This window comes from Streptomyces sp. NPDC093598, from assembly GCF_044764825.1.
Lineage (GTDB): Bacteria > Actinomycetota > Actinomycetes > Streptomycetales > Streptomycetaceae > Streptomyces.
In genome coordinates this window covers 401,172-427,884 of the sequence record NZ_JBIWIV010000003.1, presented here as the reverse complement: position 1 = coordinate 427,884, position 26,713 = coordinate 401,172, and the positions used below count along the sequence as shown (strand labels likewise).

Sequence of the window (26,713 nt, the reverse complement as noted above, 5' to 3'; positions counted from 1 at the left end):
CCCGGACCCTTGACTCGTCAAGCGGTAGTGGCGATTCTCGTCGCACACTTTGCGAGGTCATGACAAGACGACCGAGCGACCCGCCGACCGAGGGACGTGGGCTGTGACCAGTTCCGGACGCCCGTACCGCAGACGCAAGAACCTCACCGTTGTGTCGCTCCTCCTGCTCGTGCTGTCGATCGCGCTCGGCCCCACCCCGAGCTCGGCGGCCGGTAACGACTGGTGGGACCCGACAGCACGGCCCGCTCCGGACTCCCGGATCAACGTCACGGGCGAGCCCTTCACCGGCACCAACGCCGAGGGCGAGGTGCGCGGGTTCGTCGACGCGCACGACCACATCTTCTCCAACGAGGCCTTCGGCGGCCGTCTGATCTGCGGAAAGGCATTCTCCGAGCAGGGCGTGGCCGACGCGCTCAAGGACTGCCCCGAGCACTACCCCGACGGCTCGCTCGCGATCTTCGACTTCATCACCAACGGCGGCGACGGCAAGCACGACCCGAACGGCTGGCCCACCTTCAAGGACTGGCCCGCCCACGACTCGCTGACCCACCAGCAGAACTACTACGCCTGGATCGAGCGGGCCTGGCGCGGCGGCCAGCGGGTGCTGGTCAACGACCTCGTCACCAACGGCGTGATCTGCTCGGTGTACTTCTTCAAGGACCGCTCCTGCGACGAGATGACGTCCATCCGGCTCCAGGCCAGGCTGACGTACGACATGCAGGCCTTCGTCGACCGGATGTACGGCGGGCCCGGCAAGGGCTGGTTCCGGGTCGTCACCGACAGCGCGCAGGCCCGCAACGTCATCGAGCAGGGCAAGCTCGCGGTGATCATGGGGGTCGAGACCTCCGAGCCCTTCGGCTGCAAGCAGGTCCTGGACATCGCGCAGTGCAGCAGGGCGGACATCGACAAGGGCCTGGACGAACTGCACGCGCTGGGCGTGCGCAGCATGTTCCTGTGCCACAAGTTCGACAACGCCCTGTGCGGGGTGCGCTTCGACTCGGGCTCGCTCGGGACGGCCATCAACGTCGGGCAGTTCCTGTCGACCGGCACGTACTGGAAGACGGAGAAGTGCACGGGCCCGCAAGCCGACAACCCCATCGGCAACGCCCCGGCGGCCGCGGCCGAGGAGAAGCTGCCGGCGGGTGAGGAGGTCCCCTCGTACAGCGCCGACGCCCGGTGCAACGTGCGGGGGCTCACCGACCTCGGCGAGTACGCCGTGCGCGGCATGATGAAGCGCGGCATGATGCTGGAGATCGACCACATGAGCGTCAAGGCCACCGGCCGGGTGCTCGACATCTTCGAGGCCGAGTCCTACCCCGGCGTGCTCTCCTCGCACAGCTGGATGGACATGGACTGGACCGAGCGGGTCTACGGGCTCGGCGGCTTCATCGCCCAGTACATGCACGGCTCCGAGGGCTTCATCGCGGAGGCGAAGCGCACCGAGTCCCTGCGGGACAAGTACGGTGTGGGCTACGGGTACGGCACCGACATGAACGGCGTCGGCGGCTGGCCGGGACCGCGCGGGGCGGACGCGCCGAACAAGGTCACATACCCGTTCAAGAGCGTCGACGGCGGCTCGGTCATCGACCGGCAGACCACCGGCGAGCGCACCTGGGACCTGAACACCGACGGCGCCGCCCACTACGGTCTCGTCCCGGACTGGATCGAGGACATCCGCCGGGTCGGCGGCCAGGACGTGGTCGACGACCTGTTCCGGGGCGCCGAGTCCTACCTCGACACCTGGGCGGCCTCCGAGAACCACAAGGCGGGCGTCAACCTCGCGGCCGGCTCCGCCGCGTCGGCCAGCTCCTCGGAGTGGAGCCTGTTCACGAACTACCAGCCGCACCGGGCCGTCGACGGTGACCGCCGCACCCGCTGGGCCAGCGACTGGAGCGACGACCAGTGGTACCAGGTCGACCTCGGCTCCCCGCGGACCGTCCGGCGGGTCACCCTCGACTGGGAGCGCGCGTACGCCAAGTCGTACCGGATCGAGCTCTCCACCGACGGCGTGAACTGGCGGACCGCCTGGTCCACGACCGCCGGTGACGGCGGCCTGGACACCGCGCGCTTCGCCGGCACACCGGCCCGGTACGTCCGCGTCCACGGACTGGAACGCGCCACCGGCTGGGGCTACTCCCTCCACGAGGTCGGCGTCCACAGCGGCTGACACCCACGAGAGGGGCTCCATGTCACGGTTGCCGTCCGCCGAGCGGCGGCGACAGCTCACCGAAGCGGCGATCAGGGCGATGGCCCGCGACGGCGTCCCCAGGACGACGACCCGGTCCATCGCCGCCGAGGCGGGCGTCTCGCTGAGCGTCTTCCACTACTGCTTCGACTCCAAGCAGCAGCTGATCGAGTCCGTCATCACCACCATCACCGGGCACTACGTGACGGTGGTGAAGGAGGCCATACGGCCCCGAGCCACCCTCGAGGAGACCGTCCGGGCCGGCTTCCAGGCGTACTGGGACCACGTACGGGCCCACCCCGACGAACACATGCTCACCTACGAGCTCACCCAGTACGCGCTGCGCCGGCCCGGTTTCGAACACCTGGCACGCCGTCAGTACGAGCTGTACGCCGAGACGTACACCGAGCTCATCGACCAGCTGCGGCAGACCTTGGGGCTGCGTCTGCGCGTGCCCGTTCCCGTCCTGGCCCGTTACCTGGCCGCCATGACCGACGGATTGACCCTCAACTACCTGGTTCTGGGGGACGACGCGGCCTGGACGGGCATCCTCGACACGGTCACCGCGCACATCGCCGGGCTGGTGCACGAGAACTGACGGAACACTCTCCCGAATTGGTTGTCATGGGAACGCCACAGAGGGGCATTCGAACAAAACAAGTCGAAAGTGAGGAGAGTGCGGCCCGTTCGGTCCGTGCCATCGACAACTGGGAGTTTTCCATGGCGAGTTACGGCGGTTCCTCTGCCGCGTCCTCCGGTTCGCGCACCAACGGCCTGGCGATCGCGAGCCTGTGCTGCGGCGTCATCGGCCTGTTCCTGCTGAACATCGTTCTGGGCCCGCTGGCCATCATCTTCGGTGCCATCGCCCGCCGCCAGGCGTCGGTCAAGAACGGCGCCGGCATGGCGAAGGCCGGCATCATCCTCGGTATCGTCGACGTGGTCCTGTGGCTCGTGCTCGTGGCCGTGGCCAGCAGCAACGGCGGATTCAGCTGGTACGTCGGCGGCTAGCAACCGTCCGGACCGACGCGGGGCGTGGGCGCGGTACGCGGCTGCCTGATCTTGTCGCCGCCATCCCGCACCACAGCCGCCGCATGCCCCGCGCTCGGTCGACTCAGCCGCGCAGGTGATCGGCGTCGACGACGGCCTGCGCGAAGGCCGCGGGCGCCTCCTGGGGCACGTTGTGGCCGATGCCCGGCAGGGTCCGGTGCTCGTACGGGCCCGTGAACCGGTCCCGGTACGAGGCGCCGTCGCCCGGAGCGGTGAAGGGGTCCCGCCCGGCGTCCAGGGTGAGGGTGGGCACCCCGATCGTGGGGCGGGCGGCGAGCCGCTTCTCGAGGCGGTCGTAGCGGCGCTCACCGTCGGCGAGGCTCAGCCGCCAGCGGTAGTTGTGGACGACGACGGCCGCGTAGTCGGGATTGTCGAAGGCCGCCGCGGTGCGCTCGAACGTGGCGTCGTCGAAGTCCCACGTCGGGGAGACCGTGTCCCAGACGAGCCGGGTCAGGTCGTGGCGCAGGGTCTTGTCCTCCAAGGCGAGCCGGCCTCGCTCGGTGGAGAAGTAGTACTGGTACCACCAGGCGAGTTCGGCCTTGGGCGCCAGCGGCTTCAGGTTGGCCTCGAGGTTGGTGACGAGGTAGCCGCTCACCGACACCAGGGCCGTGCAGCGTTCGGGCCGGAGCGCGGCGATGATGCCGGCGGTGCGTGAACCCCAGTCGAAGCCGGCCAGCACGGCCTTGTCGATCTTCAGGGCGTCCATCAGCGCGATGACGTCCATGGCGATCGCCGACTGCTGGGCGTTGCGGAACGTCCGGTCGGACAGGAAACGCGTCGTGCCGTGCCCGCGCAGGTACGGGACGATCACCCGGTACCCCTGCCCGGCCAGCAGCGGGGCGACCTCGGCGTAGCTGTGGATGTCGTACGGCCAGCCGTGCAGGCAGATGACCACGGGGCCGTGGGCGGGGCCCACTTCGGCGTAGCCGACGTCCAGGACACCGGCCCTGATCTGCTTGATCCGCGCAAAGGTGGGGTGGGCGCCCGGGGCGGGGGTGGCGGCCGGAACGGTTGCCGCCGCTGACGCGCTTGCGGGCCCGCCCACCCCCACGGCGGCCGCGCCCGCGCCCACTCCCACGGCCTTGCCGAAACTACGCCTGCTGATCACGTGGACCTCCGTGGTGTGACGTGGACCGGCTGGTGCGATGCCTGACTGTTGCATGCGGATCGTCACCAGTCAAACCGGTGACGACATGTTGGTCGATACTCCTTGACTGTCAGCACGATGCACTGCCACGATCTCGTCACCGCTTGAACAGGTGACGAAAAGGAGAGAGTGATGGCAGTCAGCTACACCGCGGTCGTGAAGGTCGACGGAGAGGGCCGCAACGGCGGCAGCGTGCGGTCCGAGGACGGACTTCTGCGGACCATGCTGGCCATCCCGAAGGAGCTGGGCGGCGCCGGCGACGCCACCAACCCCGAGCAGCTGTTCGCGGCGGGCTGGGGGGCCTGCTTCCTGGGGGCCGTGCGCCGCGCCGCGGCCGAGCGCAAGGTCAGGCCGACGAGCACCGCCATCACCGCCGAGATCACCCTCCACCACGGTGACGACGGCGAGTTCGGCCTGGCCGCCGTGCTGAGCGTCGAGCTCGGCGGCGTCGACCAGGAGACCGCCACGGAACTGGGCGCCGCGGCCCATCGGATCTGCCCCTATTCCAAGGCCACGCGGGGCAACATCCCGGTCACCGTGTCGGCCGCCGCCGTCTGACCCCCTGCCTCACCGTGTTCGTCACTGCCGGGGCGGGGCGCCGGCGCGGCCGGTCGCGTGGGGGTGCCCCGGGCGTCAGGAGTCGTACGGTACGTCGCCGGCCGCGGTGTCGGGCCGGGGGCGGTCGGGGGCCAGGCGGCGGTAGGCGGCGCGGGCGTGGACGAGGCGCGCCAGGGCCGTGCCGATGAGGGCGGCGGTGAGCAGGCAGGCCAGCCAGGTGGTGTCACGGGGGCCGGCCCAGGTGAGGGCGCCGGCGGGCGGAATGGCGAAGCCGTTGAGGAACAGCCAGCACAGGACGGCTGTGCCGGGGGCGGCCGTGAACCGTGCGCACAGGCCCAGCACGGCCGCCAGCAGAGACAGCGCGGGCAGGGCCAGTTCGGGCCGGTCCGGCCCCACCACGGTGTTGAGGAGCGCCACCAGCGACAGTGCGCCGCCGCCGGCCCCGGCCCACACCAGCGGCGTGGCCACGGGCTGGGGGACGGGCCTCGCTCCGGTGCCCAGGGGCTTCCACTCGATCATGCCGGCGCTTCCTTCCGGTCCTTCCGAACGGCAATTCTCCCCTGGCCCCTCTGCCGTTTCCCGGGGTGCTCGCCAGGGTGCCAGCATGCTTCCCTCCGGGAAACACCCGATCCGGACAGCCGGCCCTACCGGAGGGCGACGTAGCAACGGGCCGCGGGCGCTGTCCCCTTGGATGATTCGACGACCTGCCGGTGGCGGGTGTCCGGTGCCGAGGCGATGTGGCGCGCCAAGGGCTCGGCCGGCGGGCGGCGCACGGCCGGCAGTACACCAGGGCCACCGGCCGTGCGCGCGGGGCGGGCCGGGGCTACCCGGCGCGTGAAGGGGCAACGGGGCGCGGGCGCCGTCTCCTTGGGCTAGTCGACGGCCGTCGGCCGTGTGCGCTGGCGCCCCGGGGTTGCCGGTGGGGCGGGTCAACGGGGCGCCGGAGCCGGTTTCCTGGGTGGCTCGACGACCGGTATCCGGGGCGTCGCGCGGCGGGTGACACGGGTGGCGAGGGGCTCCGTCCAGCGGGTGGCGAGAGGGCCCAGGACGACCAGGATCAGGACGTAGGCCGTGGCCAGGGGGCCGATGCGGGGTTCGGCGCCGACGGCGAGACCGGCGATGACGATGGAGAACTCGCCGCGTGCGACCAGCGTGCCGCCCGCCCGCCAGCGGCCCCTGGGCGAGATCCCGGCACGGCGGGCGGCCCAGTAGCCGGTGGCGATCTTCGTCAGGGCGGTGACGGCGGCAAGGGCGAGCGCGGGCAGCAGCACGGGCGGGATGGCGGCCGGGTCGGTGTGCAGTCCGAAGAAGACGAAGAACACCGCGGCGAACAGGTCCCGCAGCGGGCTGAGGAGACTGCTGGCGCCCTCGGCGACCTCGCCGGACAGGGCGATGCCGACCAGGAACGCCCCGACGGCGGCGGAGACGTGCAGCTGCTGGGCGAGACCCGCCACGAGGAGGGTCAGACCGAGGACGGCTAGCAGGAGCAGCTCGGCACTGTCCGAGGACACCGCGCGGCTGACCAGCCGGCCGTGCCGCAACGCCACGTAGAGGACGGCGCCCACGGTGCCCAGCGAGATCAGCAGCGTGACCGCGCCGCCCGCCAGGCTCACCCCGGCCAGCAGGGCGGTGAGGATCGGCAGGTAGACCGCCATGGCCAGGTCCTCCAGGACCAGGACGCCGAGAACGACCGGTGTCTCACGGTTGCCGAGTCGGCGCAGGTCGCCCAGCACCTTCGCGATGACGCCGGACGAGGAGATCCAGGTGACGCCTGCCAGGGCGACGGCGGCCACCGGTCCCCAGCCCAGCAGGAACGCCATCGCCGCCCCCGGCACGGCGTTGAGGACGAAGTCGACGGCGCCGGAGGGGTACTGGGTCTTCAGCGTGGTGACGAGTTCGGACGCGCTGTACTCCAGGCCGAGCAGGAGCAGCAGGAGTATGACGCCTATCTCGGCACCGGTGGCGACGAACTCCTCGCTGGCCCGCAGCGGCAGGATGCCGCCCTGGCCGAAGGCGAGTCCGGCCAGCAGGTACAGGGGTATGGGCGAGAAGCCCACCCGTCCGGCGAGGCGTCCCAGGAGTCCCAGGGCGAGGATGATCGCCCCGAGTTCGATGAGCATGGCGGTGGTGTCGTGCACGGGCGTCTGACCTCCGTTGATCGGGTCTGCGGCGTCTGTGCCATTGCGGTGCGACGGCCGGGCGCGGTGCCGGGCACGTCGCAGGTGTGGTCGGGGTTGGGGTGGGCGCCGCCCGGCCGGACCGGCGGCGGGTTCGCGGACGCCCGGCGGTACGGCTCGGTGAGCGGTGAGGCGCGGCCGTGACCTCGTGTCAGGACGGCGAGGGGGCCGGGGTCACGCGGTGCCGTGGCGCCGGGCGCGTGCTGCGCCCTCGGCGGTCATGGGCCGGGTCGGCCTGGGCACACGTCACGCGCCGGCAGGTCAGGCGTACGCGTCACGCGCCTGCGCGTGCGTCAGAAGGACGGGAAACCGCTCACGCGGCGCGGTCGGTATCAGGAACGCCGTCACGGGCGGCGTTGTGGACGCGGACGGGCACCACTCGCCCCATGTCACGCCCCCTCACACCGGCCCGGAAACCGGGCGGCCACTGTGTCGACGAAACTGCGCGGCCCTACGACTGTGCGCGGCCATGCTCAACCGAGCGTAAGAGCTCGGTAAAGAATCCTAGCGCATGCCAACAGCCGGTGATCGCACGGGAGTTCCGAGGCGCCACCGGCGGCCGCCGCACCGGCACCGTCAGACGCCCGCGGCCTTCCGCACGGCACGCGGCGACTACCGGAACCTGCGCGGCCAGACCCGGCCGACCTGCCCGGCCGGCACCGTCCTGCTGCTGCAGACGGGCCCGCTACGACGGCACGGGCTCGACCCGCCCGACGACCGGCGACAGCGACGAACCCCCGTACGAGATCATGGCGCTCCTGCTGAAGGCCTGCGCCAAGGTGGACGGGGACGCCGCGGCGACCCCGTTCGGCACCCACCTCGAAGAGCACCGGGAGTGAGCGAACGGCCATCCCGCCCCGCCCGGGGTGCTTTTTACCGCTTCTGCGCGCGGTAGCGCCTCATCAGCGCGGTGATCCGCGTCTGGTCGGCCCGGCCGTTGAGCTCGGTCAGGAGGTCGTCGGGGCACAACGCGTAGAGGTCGCCCCACCAGCGGCGCCCCCGGTTGTCCCAGATGCGGTAGCCGCCGGGCACACCCCTGGCCACGTAGCGTCTCCTGCTCATCGCGCCGACCGTACGCGACCCCGGGGCGTGCGGGCCAGGCAATATCCCCGCCGGGCATGACGAAACCCCGGGTGGAAACCCGGGGTCGGTTCGTCCTGGCGTGCGCCGGAGGTCAGACGAAGGCGCTCTCGCCGGTGATCGACTTGCCGACGATCAGGGTGTTCATCTCGCGGGTGCCCTCGAAGGAGTAGATCGCCTCGGCGTCGGCGAAGAAGCGGGCGATGTCGTGCTCCAGCAGGATGCCGTTGCCGCCGAAGATCTCGCGGCTCCAGGCCACGACCTCCCGCATCCGGGAGGTGACGAACGCCTTGGCCAAGGCGGAGTGTTCGTCACGGAAGATGCCGGCGTCCTGGAGCCGGGCGAGCTGCACCAGCATCCCCCAGGACGCGGTGATGTTGCCGAGGCTCTTGACCAGCAGGTCCTGCACCAGCTGGAAGCCGCCGATCGGGCGGCCGAACTGGCGGCGCTCCCGGGCGTAGTCGAGGGCCAGTTCGTAGGCGCCGGTCATGACGCCGAGGGCCTGCCAGGCCACCCCGGCGCGGGTCGCGCGCAGGATCTCGGCGACGTCCCGGAAGGAGTTGATGTTCTGCAGGCGGTTGGCCTCCGGCACACGGACGTCGGTGAGGGTGATCTCGGCGTTCTCGACGATCCGGAAGGCGAGCTTGTTCTCGATCTTCACCGGGTCGAAGCCGGGCATGTCCTTCTCGACGACGAATCCCTTGACGTGGTTGTCGTCGACGTCCCGGGCCCAGACCACGACGTAGTCGGCGAAGGTGGCGTTGCCGATCCACTTCTTGGCGCCGTTCAGGATCCAGGCGTCGCCCTCGCGCCGGGCGGTGGTGCGCATGCCGCCCGCGACGTCGGAGCCACCGAGGGGCTCGGTCATGGCGAACGCGCCGATCTTGTCCATCGCGGCCATCGCCGGGAGCCAGCGGTCGCGCTGCTCCTGGTCGCCGCCCGAGTAGATCGAGTACATCGCAAGGCCGTTGTGGACGCCGAAGAAGGTCGACACCGAGGCGTCGGTGCGCGTCATCTCCAGGGCGATCATGCCGGACAGGAGGTTGCTCGCGGCGGGCTTGTGCTCGCCGTAGCCCTCGTAGGGCAGGCCCGCCAGGCCGCTGTCGCGGAACAGGGTGATGAGCTCCTTCGGGAACTCGCCCTTGGCCCAGTTCTCGTTCACCAGCGGCTTGACCTGGTCGCGCATGAGGGAGCGGGCCGTGAGGAGGATCTTGCGCTCGTCGTCCGGCAGCAGCGACTCGTAGCCGTAGAAGTCGGCGGCCGGCTGGTCCTCGAACGGTTCCATGGTGGTGGTCATCTCAGTTCTCCTCCTTGTCGGCGCTGTCCAGGGCGGCCAGGACAGCGAGCTGCCTGCGGTCGCGCGTCTCGGTGAGTTCCGAGTACGTGGAGGAGCCGTAGGCCTTTTCCACGGCTTCGATGAGCCGTTCCTGTTGTTCCTCGTTCAGCGACGGGGTGCCGTGGCCCGCTCCCGTCTGCTGCATCGACGCCCCGATGTGTGCGACCAGGTGCCGGTAGCCGCCGGGGCCGCCGCCCAGGTGCGAGCCGAGGAAGGGCCCGACCGTGGCCCAGCGCAGGCCCAGCGAGTTGGTCATGACCGTGTCGAGGTCCTCGGGGGTCACCACGCCCTGCTCGACGAGGTACACCGCCTCGCGGCTGAGGGCGTTCTGCAGGCGGTTGCCGACGAAGCCGGGGATCTCCTTGCGCTCGACGACCGGGGTGCGGCCGACGGAGGTGTAGAAGTCCACCGCGGCCCGGACGGCGTCCTCGCCGGTGCGTTCGCCCGGCACGACCTCGACCAGCGGGACCAGGTGCGGCGGGTTGAACGGGTGGCCGATCAGGACGCGGGCGGCGTCCTCGCCGGACAACTCCCCCGTGAACGCGGTCGACGGGATCGCCGAGGACGAGCTGAGCAGCAGCGCGTGCGCGGGGGCCTCACGGGCGAGGGTGGCGAACAGGTCCTTCTTGAACTCGACCCGCTCGGGGCCGTTCTCCTGGACGACGTCCGCCTCCCGGACCGCGTCGGTGACATCGGCCGCGATGCGCACCCGGTCGGCGAGGCCCGTCACGTCCAGGCCGCGGGCGGCCAGGTGCGGGGCGTACTGCTCCAGGGCCTCGGTGACGGCCTCGGCGAGGTCCTCGCGCGGGTCGCTCACCCGGACGGTCAGGCCGTGCGCTGCGAACAGGGCCGTCCAGGACAGTCCGATGGTCCCGGCGCCGATCACCGCCGCCGTACGGAAGGTGCGGGTCATGACGCGGCTCCCTTCAGGTAGTCGTGGACCGGCTCGACGCCCGCGAGCGTCAGGTCGGTGAGGATGTGGCTGGCGGAGACGACCTCCAGCACCGGCAGGTCGGCCAGCGGGGCCAGCACGTGCTGGAACAACTGGAGCCGGGCGGGCCCGGTCCAGGCCTCCTTGACGGTGAGGTCGGTGATACGGGTGCGGACCAGTTCCTGCACACGCGGCAGACCGTCGTAGCCGGGAACGGTCTTGAGCATGAACGTCGGTACGCCGATCTGTTCCTCGGCCTCGCGCCGGTCCAGCTCGTGGTGCTTGTAGCCCATGGTCGCGGTGGCGACCCGCAGCGAGCCGTGGTCGAGGGTGCCGACGAGCGCGCCGGAGTCGGCGTACAGCGCCGGGGAGCCGATGACCTTCGGGTAGGCGGAGACCTCACGGCCGGAGGCGGTCGCCGGGAAGTTGTCGAGGTACATCGCGTGCAGGTACTCGCCCCGCTCGCCCTCGAAGCTGACGGGGATCGCCTGGCCGGCCTCGGTGTAGGGGCCGTAGCCGCTGACGTCGCCCATCTTCATGACCTCGAAGCGGACCAGCGGCTCGTCGACCCGCAGGGGCTCGGGGACGACGGCCCGCAGCGCCTCGGGGTCGGTGCGGTAGACGACGTTGAGGTACTCGCGGTCGGTGAACCGCGGGACCACCGGCGCGTACGCCGGGCTGATGAGCGGGGTGGTGAGGTGCTGTCGTACGTCCTCGGTCCTCATGCCGGCCTCACCGCCCCGTCCACCGCGCGGGCCGGCGCTCGGCGAAGGCGGTCATGCCCTCGCGGACGTCGTCCGAGGCCATCAGGGTCTTCATCTCCTCGCGCTGGAACGCGAAGGCCTCCTCGTCGGACGCTCCGTCGGCGGCGCGGACGACACGCTTGACGGCCGCGAGGGCGAGCGGGGCGTTCTCCGCGACCCGTTCGGCCAGCCGGAGCGCCTCGGCGACGGCCTGCCCCTTGGCGGTGACCCGGTTGGCCAGGCCCAGTTCACCGGCGCGGCGGCCGTCGACGGGCTCACCGGTCAGCAGCATCTCCATGGCCAGGTGGTGCGGGACGCGCCGGGGCAGCCGGATCACGCCACCGCCCGCGGCGATCAGGCCGCGCTTGACCTCGGGCAGGCCGAACCGGGCGTCCTCGGCGGCGACGATCAGGTCGCAGGCCAGGGCCAGTTCGAAGCCGCCGCCCATGGCGAAGCCCTCCACGGCCGCGATGAGGGGCTTGTCCGGCCGGGCCTCCGTCAGGCCGCCGAATCCGCGGCCCTCGACCTCGGGCGACTCGCCGCGCAGGGCGGCCTTGAGGTCCATGCCGGCGCTGAACGTGCCGCCCTCGCCGGTCAGGACGCCGGCCCGCAGCGTGGGGTCGGCCTCCAGCTCGTCGAGTGCGGCGGCCAGGGCGGTGGCGGTCGCCGCGTTCACGGCGTTGCGGGCCTCGGGCCGGTCGAGGGTGATCAGCAGGGCGGAGCCGATGCGTTCGGTGCGCACGACGGAAGGTGTGGGGGTGCTCATGACGGTCCTCCTGTGGCGATCAGCGGGCGGTGGCGCCGAGTTCGGCGAGGACGTCCTCGGTGTCCTGGCCCGCGACCGGCGCCAGGCGGCGGATCGAGCCGGGCGTGGCGGAGAACCGGACCGGGATGCCGACGGTGCGGACGGTGCCCTCGGTGGGGTGCTCGACGGTGTCGAGCAGGTGGCCGTCGCGGACGTACGGGTCCTCGTGGGCGCGTTCCAGCTCCAGCACCGGGGCCATCGGGATGCTGTGCTTGGCGCAGACCTCCGCCCACTCGTCGGTGGTCAGCGCCGGGGCGCAGGTCTCCAGGAGCGCGGCCAGGTCCTCGTGGTCGGCGCTGTCGATGGCGTCGCCGTTCACGCGCGGGTCCTCGGCGAGGTCCGGGCGTCCGGCGGCGGTGAGGAAGTCCCGGTAGTTCTGCGGGTTGTACGGCATGACGCAGGCCAGGCCGTCCTTGGTGCGCACGGCCTTGTGGCCCTTGAGCATCGACAGGGCGAAGCCGGTGGGGCCCGTCTCGGGCACGTGGGTGTGGCCCGCGAGGTGCTCGACCAGGTTGAACGCGATCAGGGTGTCCGTCATCGGGATCTCGATGAGCTGGCCCTGCCCGGTGTTGTTCCGGTGCAGCAGGGCGGCCAGGACGCTGTAGGCGATGGTCAGGGAGGAGACCTTGTCGCCGATGATGGTCGGCAGGTAGACGGGCTCGCCGAGCGCCCGGTCGGCGATGTCGACCAGACCGGATGCGGCCTGCACGGTCTCGTCGTACGCGGCGTTGCCGGCCCGGTCGGAGTCGCTGCGGAAGCCCTGGGCGTGCGCGTAGACGAGGCCGGGGTTGTGGGCGGCGATGTCGTCGTAGGAGAGGCCGAGGCGGTGCAGGGCGCCGGGGCGCATGTTGGTGATCAGCACGTCCGCGGTGTCGATCAGCCTCAGCGCCCGCTCGCGGTCGGTGTCGTCCTTGAGGTTCAGGGACACGCTGCGCTTGTTGCGGTTGACGTTGAGGTTCAGCGGGGTCATGCCCGGCGTGGTGCGGTAGTGGCCGACGCGCACGGTGTCGGCCGGCGACTCGATCTTGATCACGTCGGCGCCCAGGTCGCCGAGGATCTGGGCGGCGTAGGGGCCCATCACCACGGTCGAGAGGTCGATCACGCGGACGCCCTCCAGCGGGCCGGCGACGATGTCGGTGGTGTCCGTCATCGGTTTTCTTCACTCCTCGGTTCGCCATGTATGTGTATCTGGAAACTAAGTTAGCGCGCAGAGTCGCCGAATGGAAACGAATGGAATGACCGAATAACGAAAAGCGGTATGACCGCAGTGGTCATACCGCTTTGTGTGAAGGTTTTTCGGTGATTATGAGTGGAGTGGCTCGGCGAACACCTCACGAGCCACAGCCACGACTTCCTCCAGGTCACCGCCGTGAGCCCGGTCCTTTCGCCAGATCAGCCCGGTCTCCAGACGGGGATGGAAATCGGAGAAGGGCAGGACCGTGACATTCTCCAGACGGTAATTCTGCACGGGACTTCTGGGGTCCAGCATGGAAATGGAGAACGCCAGCCCACTGGACACTATTTCGGACACTCCGTCGAATGAGGCACTGCCCAGTTCCACGCGCTTTTTGATGCCGAGTTCGGCGAGCTGCTGGTCGAGGCCGCGGAAGTAGGCGTTGGTCGCCGCCGTCGGGGAGCCCGCGTAGGCGAGTTCGGCCAGCTCCGCGAGGGCGACGGACTCCCGCCCCGCGAACCGGTCCCGGGGCACGACCGCGCCGAGCCGCTCCGACATCACCGGCAACTGCTCCAGCGCCGGGTCACCGCCGGCCGGGAGCCGGGCCAGGGTCAGCGCCAGTCTGCCGTCGCACACCGCGTCGACGAGCCGGTCGGTGCCGCCGGGCCAGCGTTTGATCTCGAACCGGTCGCTGACCCGCTCGGCGAGGGCGTCCATCCGTTCCCGCAGGTCGGGATGGACGCCACTGGGGACACCGAGCAGCAGGGTGGTCCGCCGCGGCCGGGCCGTCTCGTCCAGCCGCCACCGGATGGAGTCGACCTGTTCCAGCACCCCGCGCGCGATCGGCAGCAGCGCGTTGCCGGCCGGGGTGAGCCGCACATGATGGGTGTCCCGGTCGAACAGCCGGTGCCCGACCTCGTTCTCGAGATCCTTGATCCGCCGGCTCAACGGGGAGGCGGCCATGTGCAGTTTGCGGGCCGCGGTGGAGAAGTTCAGTTCTTGGGCGACGGCGAGGAAGTAGCGCAGGTGCAGGAGCTCCACGGCGTTCAGACTAGTCGCTGTGGTCACACCCCCACTCCAAGAACCCGAGGCCACCGCCGACGGTCGTCCCACGCGTTGTTCAGGCCACGGAAGAGGTGGCCGAACAATGTGCGCCGCGGCTGAACTGGGCCTGTGGGACGAGTCGTAGCGCGGAGAGGGGACGTCGGGATGGGCGCGAGCAAGGCTGTCACGGTCGCGGTGGCCGGTCTGGTACTGGCCGTCGCCGGGTGCGGGGGCGGCGGGACGGACGAAGAGGAGGGCACCAGGGCGGCCGAGGCGACGCCGAGCCGGAAGGTGTCCGGCGAACTCGTGGAATGGGCCGGCGAGCTGTGCGAGTCGACGGCCGCGCTCAAGAAGCTGCGGACGGACAGCGCCGCGGATCTGAAGGAGATCCGGAACGCGGACGACGAAACCGGATTGCTCGCCCGGTCCCGCGCCGTCGGGTACCTCTTCTCCACGCCGTCGGACGTGGAGGCCGTGGCGAGTGATCTGGAGGACCTCGGCCCGTCGGGCGTTCCCGCGGCCGACCGGCTCCTCGACGCCTGGCAGAAGAAGGTGAAGGGTGTCGTAGCCGAGCTCGACGGGGTGTCACCGGCCGTACCCCTCGAACAAGCCGAGGCCACCGCCGTGGACGTCGACAAGAAGGTGCGGTCCCTCACCCCGCCGCAGCCGGACCTGCCCGCGCTGGCGCAGCAGGATCCGCAACTCGCCGCCGCGTACGAGCAGGCAGAGCAGTGCGCCCCGGGCTGGAAACCCTCCGCCCAGGAGGACTCCTCACCGTCGCCCGACCCCACCGGCCCGTTGCCCGAGGCCGCGGACGGCACGAACTACGCGGCCTGTTCGGACGGCGCGTGCGAGGTGCTGGTGACGTCCACGGCTGAGATCAGGGCCAGGGGGAAGAACCTGCATGTCTCCGTGGCGGACGACTCCGTCACCTTCCAGTCGGGCGGCGGCTCCCTGATCCAGCTGGGTGGCGCGGGCGGTGAGGCGGGGTTCGACGACGCCGTGAAGGCCACCGTCGTCGCCCACACCGAGGACGGCGCCGTGATCGAGTTCTCGCGCCCCTAGGCAGGCCTAACGCTCCCCGCACACCTCCCGGTACCCGAGCTGCGGCAGATGCTCCTTCCAGGCGGCCCGGGTGAGGACCCCGCCGGTGTGGTCGCAGACGTAGTGTGCGGCGCGGTCCGTGTCCAGGGTCCACACCCGGGCCGTCAGGTCGTAGCCCGCGGAGGCGATCGTGTCGCCTCTGGGGCCGAACGCGACGGTGGTGACGCTGTCGACATGGCCGGTGAGCTCCTGGCCGAAGGGCTCGGTGCGGGCCGGGTCGGACACGTCCCACAGGCGGACCGTGTGGTCTGAGCCGCCGGTCACCATCGTCTTCCCGTCCGGGGCGAAGGCCAGGGCTCTGACCGCCGCCCGGTGCCCGGTCAGCTCCTTGCCCGACGGACGCGCGGAACCGCTCCGTTCCACGTCCCACAGCCGGACCGTGCGGTCGTCGCCGCCCGTGGCCAGGGTCCTGCCGTCCGGGGCGAAGGCCACCGCGTTCACCGCCTCGTCGTGTCCGGTGAGGGCGGCGCCCGCGGGACGGGCCGACGTCCCCGCGCGCACGTGCCACAGGCGGGCCGTGGCGTCCTCGGCGCCGGTGGCCAGCAGGCGGCCGTCACGCGAGAAGGCGACGGAGGTGACGGCGTCCGTGTGGCCTCGCAGTGGTGCGCCGAGCGGGCGGGCGCGGTCCCGTCGCCGGACGTCCCACAGCCGCACGGTGTCGTCCTCGCCCCCGGTGGCGAGCGTGCGGCCGTCCGGCGCGAACGCGACGGCGTCGACTCCCCCGTCGTGCGCGGGCGCGGGTTCGCCGAGCGGGGCGGGGCGGTCGGGCGTGGAGACGTCCCACAGGCGTACGGTGCCGTCCGCGCTGCCGCTGACGACCGTTGCGCCGTCCGGTGCGAACGCGACGGACAGCACCCGGTCCTCGTGGCCGAGCGTCCGCGGCAGCCGGCGCGGGCGGTCCGGGCGGCGTACGTCCCACAGGCGGACCAGTCCGTCATCGGTGCTGGCGGCGGCGAGCAGGCGGCCGTCGGGGCTGAAGGCGACGGCGGTCACCGGATTGGTGAAGTCGGTGAGGACGGTGGGCGGCCGGTGCCACAGCAGGACGCCGCCGTCGGCGCCGGCACTGGCGAGGGTGCGGCCGTCGGGGCTGAAGGCGACCTCCCACACGGCCTCCGTGTGGCCGGTCAGCGGCTGCCCGAGCTGCTGCGGATAGGCGGGGTTGGCCACGTTCCACAGCAGCGGCGCGTCGTCCTCGCCCGCGCTCGCCAGGGTTTCGCCGTCGGGGCTGAACGCGACCGACATGACGGGCGCGGTGTGCCCGGTGAGCGGTTCGCCCAGGGACTCCACGTGGTCCGGCTCCGAGGCGTCCCACAGGCGTACCGTCTCGTCGAAACCGGCGGTGGCCAGGGTGCGGCCGTCGGGGGAGAAGGCCAGGGTCCAGACCGGGTCGCTGTGGGCGCGCAGGGGCTCGCCCAGCGGTGCGATGCCGTCGTCCGTGCCGTACCGCCACATCCGTACGGTGCCGTCGTAGCCCGCCGTCGCGAGCGTCCTGCCGTGCGGGGCGAACGCGACGGCGCGGACGCTGCGGTCGGGCGACGCGTCGGCCGCGGCGGGCTTCCCCAGCGCCTCCACTCGCGCCGGATCGGACACGTCCCACAGCCGTACGGTGCCGTCGTCGCCGGCCGTGGCCAGGGTGCGGCCGCCGGGCGCGAAGGCGACGGTGACGATGTTCCGCCCGTCGTGGCTCGCCGACGGCCCGCCCAGGGCGCGCGGGCGGTTCCGGTCGTGCAGGTCCCACAGGCGGACGGCGCCGCCTTCGCCGGTGGCGACCAGCAGGTCGCGGCCGCCCGGCGCGAAAGCGACCGCGCCGACCCGGCTCGTGCCGAGACGCAGGGGCGCGCCGAGGGCCCGGCCGCCGGTGTCCCACAGCCGGACGGTGCCGTCGTGGCCGCCACTCGCAGCAGTGCGGCCGTCGGGTGCGAACGCCACGGAACTGACGACACCGTCGTGTCCGGGCAGCCGCGTGGCCAGCACCCTTCCCGCGTCCGAGGCCAGCCGGGTCCGCAGGTCCGGCGTGGAGCGCATGCCGTACGCGGCGACGTCGAACCGCGCGGCCAGCCCGGCGTTCGTGTCACGGACCCGGTCGGCCTCGGCGGTGAGCTGCCCGAAGACGGCGTCGTCCCGTTCGGCCTGTGCCGTGGCCCGAGCCTGGAGCGCGACGACGGCGGTGCCCGTGGCGAGCAGGGCGAGCGCGGCGAGTACGGCCACGACCGTGCGGCGCAGCAGCGCGGCGCGGTGCCGGCGGCGGAGGGAGGAGGTGAGGAAATGCCTCTCCAGCGGTGTGAGTTCGTCGTCGCCCGGGTCCGGCTGCGCGGTGTCGCGCGGGAAGGCGTCGCGGGCGGCGCTCAGCCGCGAGCCGGCGTAGAGCGCGGCGCTCTCCTGCCCCAGGTCCTGCCAGGTGCGGGCGGCCTCGGAGAGCGCGCGGTGGACGCGCAGCCGGTCGCGTTCGGCGTCGATCCAGGCGCGCAGCCGGGGCCAGGCGGTGATGAGGGCCTCGTGGGCGAGGTCGGCGGTGCCGTCGTCGAAGGTGATGAGGCGGGCCCTGGCCAGGCGTTCCAGCACCAGCCGGGTGTCGGCGGGGTCACCGAAGCCGAGCTCCGCGTGGTCGGTGGGGCGGCGGGTGTCGGCGGTGCCGTCCCCGGGCGCCACCAGGCGCAGCAGAATGCGCCGGGCCAACTCCGCCTGCTCACTGGTCAGTTCCTCGTAGACCTGCTCGGCGGTCCGTACGACGGCGCCGTGCAGTCCGCCGGCGGACTCGTACGCGGCCTCCGTCAGGGCACGGCCGCTGCGGTGGCGCCAGGTCTCCAGCAGGGCGTGCGACATCAGCGGCAGTCCGCCGGGCGCGTCCTCGACCTCGTCCAGGAGGCGGTCGGTCAGGGCGCGTTCCACGATCAGACCGGCCGCGGCGGCGGGGCGCACGATGGCCTCCCGCAGCTCCGCACGGCTCATCGGCCCGGCCAGCAGCGTGGCGTCCTGCAACGCGGCGGTCAGAGCGGGGTGTTCGGCACAGCGGCCGAGGAAGTCGGCCCGTACCGCGATCACGACGCGCAGCCTGCTGCCGGCGTCGGTGGCGGCGACGAGGCGGTCGATGAAGGTGTCCCGGTCGGCCGGGTCGGCGCCGAGGGTGTACAGCTCCTCGAACTGGTCGACGATCAGCCAGGTGTCGGCGTCGGTGTCCGGTAAGGGCTCCAGCCGGTCGGCGTGGGTGCGCAGCGGGTCCGCGCCGGGGGTGAGGACCCGCACGGCCGCCGGAGGCACGTCCTCGTCGGAGGCCGCCCGCAGCCGCGGGATCAGACCGGCCCGCAGCAGGGAGGACTTGCCGCTGCCGGAGGGGCCGAAGACGGCGGTGAAGCGGTGCTTGCGGTTCAGTTCGGTGAGCCGCTCCACGAGCTGGTCGCGGCCGAAGAACAGTCCGGCGTCGCCCGGCTCGAAGCGGGTCAGGCCGCGGTAGGGCGGCCGGGCGGTGTCGGCGGCGGCGGCCTCGGCGGCCAGTTCGTCCGACGCCTCGCGCCAGCGACGTTCCCACTCGGCGGGGTCACCGCCGCACGCCTTCACATAGGCGAGCGTCACCGCGCGGGTGGGCAGCTGCTTCCCGGCCGCCGCCTGCGACAGGGTGGTCACGCCGTAGCGGGCCTGCCGGGCCATCTCCCGGTAGGTGGGTCTGCCGGCCGACTCGCGCAGCGCCCGCAGCCCGGCGGCGAACCGCTGCACCGGTCCGGCCTCAGGATCCAGCTCGCCCTCGGCCCGACCCGGCCCCGCCTGTCCCGGCATGCTCCAGCCCCCCTCGTACGCCCTTCCCCGACCATCGGCTGTATCCCCGGACAGGACACGGGCGTTCACCCGATCCTCACGCTTCCTCCAGGCCACTCGGTGCGGTTCGCGCCCCGGGGTTGTTCGGTGCTGGTGAGGGGCCAGCCGAACAACCGCGGACGGCGGTCGAATGGATCGAGGACGCGGCCCGGACGGGCCGTGACGCGGCGGTCCGAACCCGGCGAGGGGAGGGCTCGGGCCGCCGCGCGTCCGCACATCCGCGACAGGCTGGAGGAGAGCCATGTACGGACGACATCGCGCCCGGCGCCTCGCCGTGGGGATGGGCGCGGCGGCACTGACGCTGACGCTCACGGCGACGACGGCGCCCGGCTCCGCGAGCACCGCGGCGGAGCGGCACGGCTGGGGCGACCCGCTCGCCGCCTGGTCGGACGAGTTCGACTACGGCTCCGGGGCGGACCCGGCCGTACCGGACCGCTCCAAGTGGCGCCTGGCGGGCGGCGGACCGGACCGGTGCTGGCCCGGCCACGCCGGCAACGGCCGCCGCTGCGACGCCAACACCCGCGTCGTCGGCGGGGTCCTGCGCATGACCGGCGGGACGGACGGCGACACCGGCTGGCTCGCCTCGCGGTACGGCCAGAAGTACGGCCGGTGGGAGGCGCGCGTCCGCTCCCTGGCCACCGCGCCCGACAACGGCCGGACGTACCACCCGCTGCTCATCCTCTGGCCGGACTCGAACGAGCACCCCGAGGACGGCGAGTACGACTACCTCGAGAACGGCGCGCCCGGCGAGAGCTGCGCCGAGGCGTTCCTGCACTACCCGCACCCCGAGGACGTCCCCGTACAGCAGGAGTCCGCCCGCACGTGCGGCGTGGACCTGTCGCAGTGGCACGACGTCGCCGTCGAGTGGACCCCTGAGCACCTGCGCGGCTTCATCGACGGCGAGGAGTGGTTCCGCTTCTCCGGCGGCGCGAACGAGGACCGGGACTGCGTCCAGTGCGCGCCGTCGATGCACCAGACCATCCAGCTGGACAACTTCCACGGGAACGGCCTGCAGAGCGCCGTCTACGAAGTGGACTGGGCGCGGGTCTACGGCCTGCCGGACGACGAGAGCGTGAGGTGACCGCGATGCCGGACTCCACGACGACCCGCATGCCGAAGTCCCTGATCTGGATCCTCGTCCTGGTCAGCGCGCACGCGCTCGGAACCTTCTTCGGCGGCTGGGCGATCATCGACGAGAACCGGAGCAAGCTGGACCACGGCCAGGACCCCCTGATGCCGATGGCCCTGGCCTGGCTGCTGGCGCTGTTCTGCTGCGGGCTGGCGGCGCTCCAGGTCACCTGCGTCGTGCTGGCGCGCGGGCGGCGCTCCTGGGTGCGTGTCGCGCTCATCGTGTGCCTGTCCATCGCGGCCCTGGGGATGGTCTTCGCCGCGCTCGGTTCGCTGACCGCCGGGGCGCCGAGCCTCCCGGCGTTCCTGTTCGCGTTCGCGGACCTGGCGGCCCTGTGGACGGTGTGCGGTGAGACGGGCCGCCGGTACTTCTCCGTACGCGCGGAGGTACGGATTTCATGACGTACCAGACGTACGAACCCCCGAGAGGGTCCGTCGACCCCCTCGCGGTGGCCCTCGGCAACGCCACCCTGTTCGGCATCGGCTATGTGCTGCTGCGCCGGTGGCGGCCGGCCGCGATCGCCGTGCTGGGCTCGGCCGTGCTGCTCGACCTCACGGCCACGACCGCCGACTCCCGCTACGAGATCCTGCTGCTCCTGTGGTGGGCGGCCGGCACCGCCCACGGCTGGTTCCTGGCCCGCCGCAGCCCCGAGCACGCCGTACGTCTCGGTCAGCGCGCGGGCACGCTCGCCCTCGCTCTGGCGGTGGTGCTGACCGCCGCGCTGCTCCGCGTCGACGCGTACCGCATCGAGAACCGCGTCACCGAGGCCCGGGAGAGCGGCGACTGCGAGACGGCCGTCGCCGCACAGGGCGAGGTGTGGTGGGGCCACCGGCTGGCGGGCGCGCCGGTGGTGGAACCCGGCGACGCGGTCGTGCGGGCCTGCCACCGGCTCGCCGGGGCTGCGTCCACCCTGGCCCGCGCCGCGCGCACCGGCAGCACCGAGGACCTGGGGCGCGGCTTCGGCACGCTCGCAGAGGTCCTGAACGACGGCCCCGGCAACGAGCCGACCGTCAGGGCGGCCCTGGACACCTTCCTCGACGCACTGCCGACCGACGACTCCTGCGACACCGCCGCCCTCACCGCCTGGCTCCGCGACCGCGGCCGGAGTCACGACGTCCTGGACCGCTCCGCCGACGCGGCGGCCCGCACCGAACCCGCCGCCCTGGTCGGCTGCGGCGACCACCTCTTGGCCGAGGACGCCTGGCCGCAGGCGCGGGAGCACTACCAGCAGCTCCTCGACACCTACCCGGACGACCCGCGCACGGCCGAGGCACGCGGCGGCGTGCGCAAGGCCACCCTCGCCATCGAACTGGCCGAGGTGCGCGGCCTGGTGGACGACACCTCCGACGCGTCCTCCGGCTACTGCGCCGAGCCGGCGAAGTACAGCGGAGCCCCGCCCCACCGCAAGGGCTCCGGCCGCGCCCTGTTCCTCGGCGACTCCGAGTACACCGACCGGCTCCCCCGCTCCTGGCGCACCGGCGACCCCGCCAAGGCAGCCCTCGTGGTCTGCGCGGGCGAGGCGGAGAACGGGGCAGCGGTGGAGACGTGCAGGTACGAGAACAAGAAGTCCAGGTACCTCCCCCACCAGGTGACGTTCCACAAGGTCAAGATCCCGGTGAAGGTCTACGAACTGCGCACCGGCAAGCGCCTCGACCCGCGCTCGGTCCAGATCGGCGGCAGCAGCTGCCCGAGCGTGCTGCGCTACGAGTACTACATGTACGACCTGGGGCCGGGCGACCAGTTCGTCTCCACGTCCAAGTCCGCCGTACGGGACGCGTTCCGCCCGGTCGTCGGCCGCTGACCAGGTGCGGTTCTCCCCCGCCACGGGGTCACTGATCGACCTGCTCGGCCGCGGCTCTCGGGAGCGCGAGCATCATGAGTGCCGCGACGACATAGAGCACCGTGGAGGCGACGAGGACGATGCCGAGCGCGTGACTGTAGTCGGCACGTCCCGGTGTGCCGTTCGTCGTTCCGGTGGCGGTGGTGAAGAAGACCGTGCCGAGCACGGCGATGCCGATGGCGCCGCCGATCTGGTTGACGGTGGAGAGAACGCCGCCCGCGGCGCCCGCATGGCGTCCGGGGACGCCGGCCAGGACGACGTTGACGAGGACGGGGGCGGCCAGACCGAGCCCGAGTCCGCCGATGAAGAGGGCGAGGGCAAGGTGCCAGTATCCGGGGTCGTTGCCGTCCCTGATGATCGCCCACAGGACGAGCTGGGATGCCGCGATGGTGAGCGAGCCGGTGATCAGCAGAGCCTTCCCGGCCCTGGCGGCGAGAGCGACACCGGCTCCTGACGTGATCATCGAGCCGAGCGCGTAGGGCAGGATCACCAGGCCGGTTTCCCACGCGGTGCGGGCGGTGCCGAGCTGGAGGTAGATCGACAGGGTGAGGAAGAACGACCCGATGCCGCCGAAGAAGAGCACGGACGCGCTCAGGCCGATCGCGAAGGCGCGGATTCGGAGCAGAGCCGGATCGAAGACGGGTTCGTCCCCACGTCCGCCGAGGCGGCGTTCGTAGGCGAGGAAGATCGTCAGCACGATGATTCCGGCGGCGAGGAGGGCGTGACTGGCCCAGGTCCATCCCCACGTCTCCGTCTGGATGATCGGCAGGAGCAGCAGCAGGATGCCCGAGGCCGCGAGCAGCGCGCCCAGGAGGTCGAGCCGCGCGGTCGAGGTGGAGCGGGACTCAGGCAGCACCTTCGCGCCGATGATCAGCGCCAGGATCGAGACGGGCACGTTGATCCAGAAGATCGTGCGCCATCCCAGACCGAACAGGTCGCTGTCGACGAGGAGTCCTCCCAGCAGCGGGCCGGCGACCGCCGCCAGCCCCTGCACCGCCCCGTAGGCGCCGAACGCCTTGGCACGCTCGCCCGGAGCGAACGACGCCCGGATGATCCCGAACACCTGCGGGACCATGACCCCTGCGGTCAGTCCCTGTGCGGCGCGCATGCCGACGAGCATGTCCGGATCGGCGGCCAGCGCGCAGAGTGCGGAGGTGAGCATGAACCCCGCCAGCCCGATCATGAACAGTCGTTTGCGGCCGTACTGGTCACCGAGCCGTCCTCCGGTGATCAGGCCCGCCCCCAGGGCGAGGACGTAGGCGGCGATCGTCCACTGGATCTGAGCGTCGCCGGCCCCCAAATCCTGGGCCACCGCCGGGGCCGCGACGGTGACGATCGTCGCGTCGAGAAGGTCCATGAAGGAACCGAAGAGCACCACCAGGAGCGCTGCGTTCGCGCCCGCGCCGGAGATGAGTGCCGAGGCAGCGGCGGGTGCACGCGTGTCCTCTTGAGGACTCTGTGAAGCGGTCATGCCGGGCACCATGGCAGGTATTGTTGCCATCGAGTGACCGCTTTGTGTGGAGGGAAGAGCCATGGCCGCCACCTCCGCGCGGACGCTCAAGCTGCTGTCGATCTTCGGGATCGGCGTGACCCTGACCGCCGGGGAGCTCGCCTCCAGGCTCGGGACGTCGGTGCGGACCGTGCGACGCGACATCGACACGCTCAGAGAGCTCGGGTACGAGATCGAGGCCGTGCGCGGGGCGGGCGGAGGCTACCGGCTCGGTCGCGCCACCCGATTGCCGCCGGTCGTCTTCGACGAGGACCAGGCGGTCGCCGCGGCCGTCGCGCTCCAGACCGTCCCCACGATCCTGTACGGCATTCGCGAGAACTCGGCCCGCGCCCTCGCCACGCTGCGGCAGGCGATGCCCGCCCGCAGCCGTGCCCACGCCGAAGCCTTCACCGTCTCCGCGGCGCGCAACTACTGGGAGTTCCCCGCGGCGCCCATCGACGCCGAGATCATCCGCGTCATCGGTGGCGCGATCCACCGGCAGCACATCATCCGCGCGGACTGCACGGGCGAGGACGAACCGGCGACGCTCACGCTGGAACCGCACGACCTCGTCGTGTGGGCGGCACGGTGGTACCTCGTCGCGTTCGAACCGGATGCGGACCGATGGCGCGCGATGCGGGTCGACCGCATCGAACCACGCATGCCCACGGGGAAGACCTTCGACCGCCGCGACGTCCCGCACGGCGATCCGGTCGCGTTCGTCATGAGCACGCACGACCGCGGCGACACCCCGGCGGCATGGCCGTGCCGCGGGTCGGCGCTCATCGCCCTGCCCGCACCCGTCGTCGCCCGGTTCGCCCCCGGCGGATCGACGGTCGAGCACCACACCGACTCCAGCTGCCGGCTCACGCTCGGCGCGTGGTCCTGGGCAGGGGTGGCAGGACTGCTCCTGACCTTCGACGCCGACCTCACGGACATCGAACCGGCAGAACTGAGGCAGGCGCTGCGCTCCTTGCGCACCCGCATCGACGAAGGACTGCGTCCCGGTGACAGCGCCGCCAGGGGTTGAACGACAAGCTCAGCCGACGTCGTGAACATGGTCGGCACCCTGTGGAGCCGTCCGTCGGCAGTCACCGTCCGGGCTCCCCGGGTTGGGACGCGGCCCATTACCGTGTGCAGGCGTGGGGGGCATACGCAGGGACATACGGGAGTGGTGGGAGCGCGGGCGGGCATGGGGGGCCGCCAAGCCGCTGGTCGTCGACATCGGGATCGCGCTCCTCGTGCAGGGCGCGATGACCATGCCGTTCGTCGTGCCGAGGGCGGCCGAGGCACCGCCGGCGACCTGGGCCGCGTACGGGCTGAGCACGCTCACCGTCGTCCCCCTGGTCTGGCGGCGGCCCGCCCCCGTCGCTGTGCTGTTCGCGGTGCTGGCCGCCAACGCGCTGTACCGGCTGACCGTCGACGGGCCCGGGCAGCCGCTGCCGTACACCGGGCTGGTGGTCGTGTACACGATTGCGGCGCTGTCGTCGGCACGCAAGCGGCTCCTCACCAGCGGAGTGCTGCTGGTCGCCGTGCCGGTGGGCGTGTGGCTCAACACCCGGTCCGCCCGTGAACTGACCTTCTCGCTCTTCGTGTTCGCGGCCGCCTATGTCTTCGGGCGGCTGACCGACGCCCGGCAGCGGGCGAACCACGTCGAGGCCGAGCAGGCCGCCGCACGCGAACGGGCCCGGATCGCCCGGGAGATGCACGACATCCTCTCCCACGCCGTGAGCCTGATGATCGTGCAGGCCGAGGCCGGGCCGGTGGCGGTCCGTGCCGCGCCCGAGCGGGCGGAGGCCGCCTTCGACGCCATCTCCGCGACCGGGCGGGACGCCATGGCGCAGTTGCGTCACATGCTGGGGGTGCTGCGGGACGGCACCGACGACACCGGCGGCACCGCACCGCGCGAGCCGCAGCCCGGGCTCGCCGCGCTGCCCGGACTCCTCGACCGGGTACGCGGGAGCGGGCTCGACGTGGTGTACCGGACCGTGGGTGACGTCGGGCCGGTGGCCGACGAGGTCGGGGTCACCGTCTTCCGGGTGGTCCAGGAGGCCCTGACCAATGTCGTCAGGCATGCTGATGCACGGACCGTGACAGTGCAACTGACGTGTTCGGGAGCGGAGTTGGAGGTCGCTGTGACCGATGACGGGCGAGGGGCCCAAGCCGTGGCCCGCCGGGGCGGGCACGGGCTCGTCGGGATCCGTGAGCGGGCCGCGGCCCACGGGGGCAGCGCGGTCGCCGGGCCGGGAGCGGACGGGCACGGCTTTGAGGTGCGGGTGCGGATTCCCCTCTCCGCGGCGGCCGAGGTGGGGTCGTGACGATCCGTGTCGTGATCGCCGACGACCAGGAGCTCGTGCGCAGCGGCTTCGCGATGATCCTGGACGTGCAGCCGGACATCGAGGTCGTCGCCGAGGCGGGTGACGGCGGCGAGGCCGTCGACGCGGTGCGGCGGCACGCACCCGATGTGGCGCTGCTCGACATCCGGATGCCCCGCATGGACGGCATCGAGGCCTGCCGCGCGATCAGCGCGGCGGGCGACTGCCGCACGGTGATGCTCACGACCTTCGACTCCGACGAGTACGTGTACGACGCGCTGCACGCGGGCGCGAGCGGCTTCCTGCTCAAGGACGTCCGCCGGGACGACCTGGTGCACGCCGTGCGCGTCGTCGCCCGGGGCGACTCGCTGCTCGCGCCCTCCGTCGCCCGGCGTCTGGTGGAGCAGTACACCCGGCCCGCCACCGCCCGGGCCCGCCGGCCCGATCCCCGGCTGGACGTCCTGACCGCCCGGGAGCGCGAGACGCTGCTGCTGCTCGCCCGAGGTCTGTCCAACGCCGAGATCGCCGCCGAGCTGGTGGTCAGCGACCACACCGTCAAGACGCATGTCGGCAACGTGCTCGCGAAGCTGGGCCTCAGGGACCGGATCCAGGCCGTGATCTGCGCCTACGAGACCGGCCTCGTCGCGGCCGGGGATCCCCCGCCCGGGGGAGCGGCCCGGGCCGGGACCTCCCCCGCGTCGGCGAGGAAGTGACGCCGCAGGACCGCCTGTGGGAGCGATCCGCGCGGCCGCTGGGCTCCGGAGGATGAAGCCGTCACACAACCTCGGTCCGTCCCAGT

23 protein-coding genes are annotated in these 26,713 nt (G+C 72.1%); 11 read left to right on the top strand and 12 right to left on the bottom strand.

The features are described from left to right. Positions 1-103 precede the first annotated feature (103 nt). From ACIRDU_RS13765 to ACIRDU_RS13755, 3 genes are all read left to right on the top strand, one after another. Positions 104-2,167, top strand: a complete 2,064-nt coding sequence (locus tag ACIRDU_RS13765) for a discoidin domain-containing protein (RefSeq protein WP_403578288.1) — start codon at positions 104-106, stop codon at positions 2,165-2,167. A gap of 19 nt (positions 2,168-2,186) precedes the next feature. Beyond that, entirely contained in the window at positions 2,187-2,783 is a 597-nt protein-coding gene (locus ACIRDU_RS13760; RefSeq protein WP_403578286.1) for a TetR/AcrR family transcriptional regulator, read from the top strand. Between the two features lie 122 nt (positions 2,784-2,905). Beyond that, a complete protein-coding gene (locus ACIRDU_RS13755; RefSeq protein WP_403578284.1) occupies positions 2,906-3,193 on the top strand; it encodes a DUF4190 domain-containing protein in 288 nt (95 codons plus the stop codon). A 103-nt stretch (positions 3,194-3,296) separates the two neighbouring features. On the opposite strand, the gene ACIRDU_RS13750 is transcribed toward ACIRDU_RS13755, so the two are convergent. Next, complete coding sequence (locus ACIRDU_RS13750; protein ID WP_403578281.1) at positions 3,297-4,340, bottom strand: alpha/beta fold hydrolase; 1,044 nt, start codon at positions 4,338-4,340, stop codon at positions 3,297-3,299. 171 nt (positions 4,341-4,511) lie between these two features. Between ACIRDU_RS13750 and ACIRDU_RS13745 the strand changes: the two genes are divergently transcribed. Continuing rightward, the gene (locus ACIRDU_RS13745; protein WP_403578279.1) at positions 4,512-4,937 is read left to right on the top strand and encodes an organic hydroperoxide resistance protein; all 426 of its coding nucleotides are present in this window, start codon (positions 4,512-4,514) and stop codon (positions 4,935-4,937) included. A gap of 75 nt (positions 4,938-5,012) precedes the next feature. Here ACIRDU_RS13745 and ACIRDU_RS13740 read toward each other — a convergent pair whose 3' ends face one another. The 9 genes from ACIRDU_RS13740 to ACIRDU_RS13700 all read right to left on the bottom strand — a co-directional run bounded on the left by ACIRDU_RS13740 (position 5,013) and on the right by ACIRDU_RS13700 (position 14,224). Next, positions 5,013-5,456 (bottom strand): hypothetical protein, encoded by a 444-nt coding sequence (locus tag ACIRDU_RS13740; RefSeq protein ID WP_403578277.1) that lies wholly within the window; start codon positions 5,454-5,456, stop codon positions 5,013-5,015. Between the two features lie 410 nt (positions 5,457-5,866). Next, on the bottom strand, positions 5,867-7,075 hold the full coding sequence (locus tag ACIRDU_RS13735) for a cation:proton antiporter (protein WP_403578274.1): 1,209 nt from the start codon (positions 7,073-7,075) through the stop codon (positions 5,867-5,869). A 912-nt stretch (positions 7,076-7,987) separates the two neighbouring features. Beyond that, positions 7,988-8,176, bottom strand: a complete 189-nt coding sequence (locus ACIRDU_RS13730; RefSeq protein WP_403578271.1) for a hypothetical protein — start codon at positions 8,174-8,176, stop codon at positions 7,988-7,990. A 112-nt stretch (positions 8,177-8,288) separates the two neighbouring features. Next, a complete protein-coding gene (locus ACIRDU_RS13725; RefSeq protein WP_403578268.1) occupies positions 8,289-9,491 on the bottom strand; it encodes an acyl-CoA dehydrogenase family protein in 1,203 nt (400 codons plus the stop codon). 1 nt (position 9,492) lies between these two features. Further along, positions 9,493-10,443 (bottom strand): 3-hydroxyacyl-CoA dehydrogenase NAD-binding domain-containing protein, encoded by a 951-nt coding sequence (locus ACIRDU_RS13720; protein ID WP_403578265.1) that lies wholly within the window; start codon positions 10,441-10,443, stop codon positions 9,493-9,495. Continuing rightward, positions 10,440-11,186 (bottom strand): acetoacetate decarboxylase, encoded by a 747-nt coding sequence (locus tag ACIRDU_RS13715; RefSeq protein ID WP_403578262.1) that lies wholly within the window; start codon positions 11,184-11,186, stop codon positions 10,440-10,442. Before ACIRDU_RS13715 ends, ACIRDU_RS13720 begins: the two co-directional genes overlap by 4 nt. Before the next feature lie 7 nt (positions 11,187-11,193). Next, on the bottom strand, positions 11,194-11,970 hold the full coding sequence (locus ACIRDU_RS13710) for a crotonase/enoyl-CoA hydratase family protein (RefSeq protein WP_403578259.1): 777 nt from the start codon (positions 11,968-11,970) through the stop codon (positions 11,194-11,196). A 19-nt stretch (positions 11,971-11,989) separates the two neighbouring features. Then, a complete protein-coding gene (locus tag ACIRDU_RS13705; RefSeq protein WP_403578256.1) occupies positions 11,990-13,159 on the bottom strand; it encodes a CaiB/BaiF CoA transferase family protein in 1,170 nt (389 codons plus the stop codon). Positions 13,160-13,312: 153 nt separating this feature from the next. Continuing rightward, complete coding sequence (locus ACIRDU_RS13700; protein ID WP_403579002.1) at positions 13,313-14,224, bottom strand: LysR family transcriptional regulator; 912 nt, start codon at positions 14,222-14,224, stop codon at positions 13,313-13,315. 168 nt (positions 14,225-14,392) lie between these two features. Here ACIRDU_RS13700 and ACIRDU_RS13695 point away from each other — a divergent pair, with 168 nt between their 5' ends. Then, positions 14,393-15,292, top strand: coding sequence for a hypothetical protein (locus ACIRDU_RS13695; protein WP_403578253.1), 900 nt, complete (start codon positions 14,393-14,395; stop codon positions 15,290-15,292). Between the two features lie 6 nt (positions 15,293-15,298). Here ACIRDU_RS13695 and ACIRDU_RS13690 read toward each other — a convergent pair whose 3' ends face one another. Further along, complete coding sequence (locus tag ACIRDU_RS13690) at positions 15,299-19,102, bottom strand: WD40 repeat domain-containing protein (protein WP_403578250.1); 3,804 nt, start codon at positions 19,100-19,102, stop codon at positions 15,299-15,301. Between the two features lie 280 nt (positions 19,103-19,382). Between ACIRDU_RS13690 and ACIRDU_RS13685 the strand changes: the two genes are divergently transcribed. The 3 genes from ACIRDU_RS13685 to ACIRDU_RS13675 are packed head-to-tail and all read left to right on the top strand — an operon-like array spanning position 19,383 to position 22,071. Then, complete coding sequence (locus tag ACIRDU_RS13685) at positions 19,383-20,222, top strand: glycoside hydrolase family 16 protein (RefSeq protein WP_403578248.1); 840 nt, start codon at positions 19,383-19,385, stop codon at positions 20,220-20,222. A 5-nt stretch (positions 20,223-20,227) separates the two neighbouring features. Then, on the top strand, positions 20,228-20,671 hold the full coding sequence (locus ACIRDU_RS13680) for a hypothetical protein (protein WP_403578245.1): 444 nt from the start codon (positions 20,228-20,230) through the stop codon (positions 20,669-20,671). Beyond that, positions 20,668-22,071 (top strand): tol-pal system YbgF family protein, encoded by a 1,404-nt coding sequence (locus ACIRDU_RS13675; protein WP_403578243.1) that lies wholly within the window; start codon positions 20,668-20,670, stop codon positions 22,069-22,071. Before ACIRDU_RS13680 ends, ACIRDU_RS13675 begins: the two co-directional genes overlap by 4 nt. A 28-nt stretch (positions 22,072-22,099) precedes the next feature. On the opposite strand, the gene ACIRDU_RS13670 is transcribed toward ACIRDU_RS13675, so the two are convergent. Then, positions 22,100-23,581 carry an MFS transporter gene (locus ACIRDU_RS13670; RefSeq protein ID WP_403578240.1) on the bottom strand — a complete coding sequence of 494 codons (1,482 nt, stop codon included), beginning with the start codon at positions 23,579-23,581 and terminating at the stop codon, positions 22,100-22,102. A gap of 61 nt (positions 23,582-23,642) precedes the next feature. Here ACIRDU_RS13670 and ACIRDU_RS13665 point away from each other — a divergent pair, with 61 nt between their 5' ends. From ACIRDU_RS13665 to ACIRDU_RS13655, 3 genes are all read left to right on the top strand, one after another. After that, positions 23,643-24,629: a helix-turn-helix transcriptional regulator gene (locus tag ACIRDU_RS13665; RefSeq protein ID WP_403578237.1), complete on the top strand. Its 987-nt coding sequence runs from the start codon at positions 23,643-23,645 to the stop codon at positions 24,627-24,629. A gap of 112 nt (positions 24,630-24,741) precedes the next feature. Next, positions 24,742-25,917, top strand: a complete 1,176-nt coding sequence (locus ACIRDU_RS13660; protein WP_403578235.1) for a sensor histidine kinase — start codon at positions 24,742-24,744, stop codon at positions 25,915-25,917. Further along, positions 25,914-26,627: a response regulator gene (locus tag ACIRDU_RS13655; RefSeq protein WP_403578232.1), complete on the top strand. Its 714-nt coding sequence runs from the start codon at positions 25,914-25,916 to the stop codon at positions 26,625-26,627. The genes ACIRDU_RS13660 and ACIRDU_RS13655 overlap by 4 nt, the downstream gene beginning before the upstream one ends. Positions 26,628-26,713: the final 86 nt, after the last annotated feature.

Excerpts from the sequence above, each read along its gene's own strand:
- ACIRDU_RS13760 (WP_403578286.1), top strand. The coding sequence starts at position 2,187 with ATGTCACGGTTGCCGTCCGCCGAGCGGCGGCGACAGCTCACCGAAGCG.
- ACIRDU_RS13755 (WP_403578284.1), top strand. The coding sequence starts at position 2,906 with ATGGCGAGTTACGGCGGTTCCTCTGCCGCGTCCTCCGGTTCGCGCACC.
- ACIRDU_RS13745 (WP_403578279.1), top strand. The coding sequence starts at position 4,512 with ATGGCAGTCAGCTACACCGCGGTCGTGAAGGTCGACGGAGAGGGCCGC.
- ACIRDU_RS13740 (WP_403578277.1), bottom strand. The coding sequence starts at position 5,456 with ATGATCGAGTGGAAGCCCCTGGGCACCGGAGCGAGGCCCGTCCCCCAG.
- ACIRDU_RS13730 (WP_403578271.1), bottom strand. The coding sequence starts at position 8,176 with ATGAGCAGGAGACGCTACGTGGCCAGGGGTGTGCCCGGCGGCTACCGC.
- ACIRDU_RS13725 (WP_403578268.1), bottom strand. The coding sequence starts at position 9,491 with ATGACCACCACCATGGAACCGTTCGAGGACCAGCCGGCCGCCGACTTC.
- ACIRDU_RS13720 (WP_403578265.1), bottom strand. The coding sequence starts at position 10,443 with ATGACCCGCACCTTCCGTACGGCGGCGGTGATCGGCGCCGGGACCATC.
- ACIRDU_RS13715 (WP_403578262.1), bottom strand. The coding sequence starts at position 11,186 with ATGAGGACCGAGGACGTACGACAGCACCTCACCACCCCGCTCATCAGC.
- ACIRDU_RS13710 (WP_403578259.1), bottom strand. The coding sequence starts at position 11,970 with ATGAGCACCCCCACACCTTCCGTCGTGCGCACCGAACGCATCGGCTCC.
- ACIRDU_RS13705 (WP_403578256.1), bottom strand. The coding sequence starts at position 13,159 with ATGACGGACACCACCGACATCGTCGCCGGCCCGCTGGAGGGCGTCCGC.
- ACIRDU_RS13695 (WP_403578253.1), top strand. The coding sequence starts at position 14,393 with ATGGGCGCGAGCAAGGCTGTCACGGTCGCGGTGGCCGGTCTGGTACTG.
- ACIRDU_RS13690 (WP_403578250.1), bottom strand. The coding sequence starts at position 19,102 with ATGCCGGGACAGGCGGGGCCGGGTCGGGCCGAGGGCGAGCTGGATCCT.
- ACIRDU_RS13685 (WP_403578248.1), top strand. The coding sequence starts at position 19,383 with ATGTACGGACGACATCGCGCCCGGCGCCTCGCCGTGGGGATGGGCGCG.
- ACIRDU_RS13680 (WP_403578245.1), top strand. The coding sequence starts at position 20,228 with ATGCCGGACTCCACGACGACCCGCATGCCGAAGTCCCTGATCTGGATC.
- ACIRDU_RS13675 (WP_403578243.1), top strand. The coding sequence starts at position 20,668 with ATGACGTACCAGACGTACGAACCCCCGAGAGGGTCCGTCGACCCCCTC.
- ACIRDU_RS13670 (WP_403578240.1), bottom strand. The coding sequence starts at position 23,581 with ATGACCGCTTCACAGAGTCCTCAAGAGGACACGCGTGCACCCGCCGCT.
- ACIRDU_RS13665 (WP_403578237.1), top strand. The coding sequence starts at position 23,643 with ATGGCCGCCACCTCCGCGCGGACGCTCAAGCTGCTGTCGATCTTCGGG.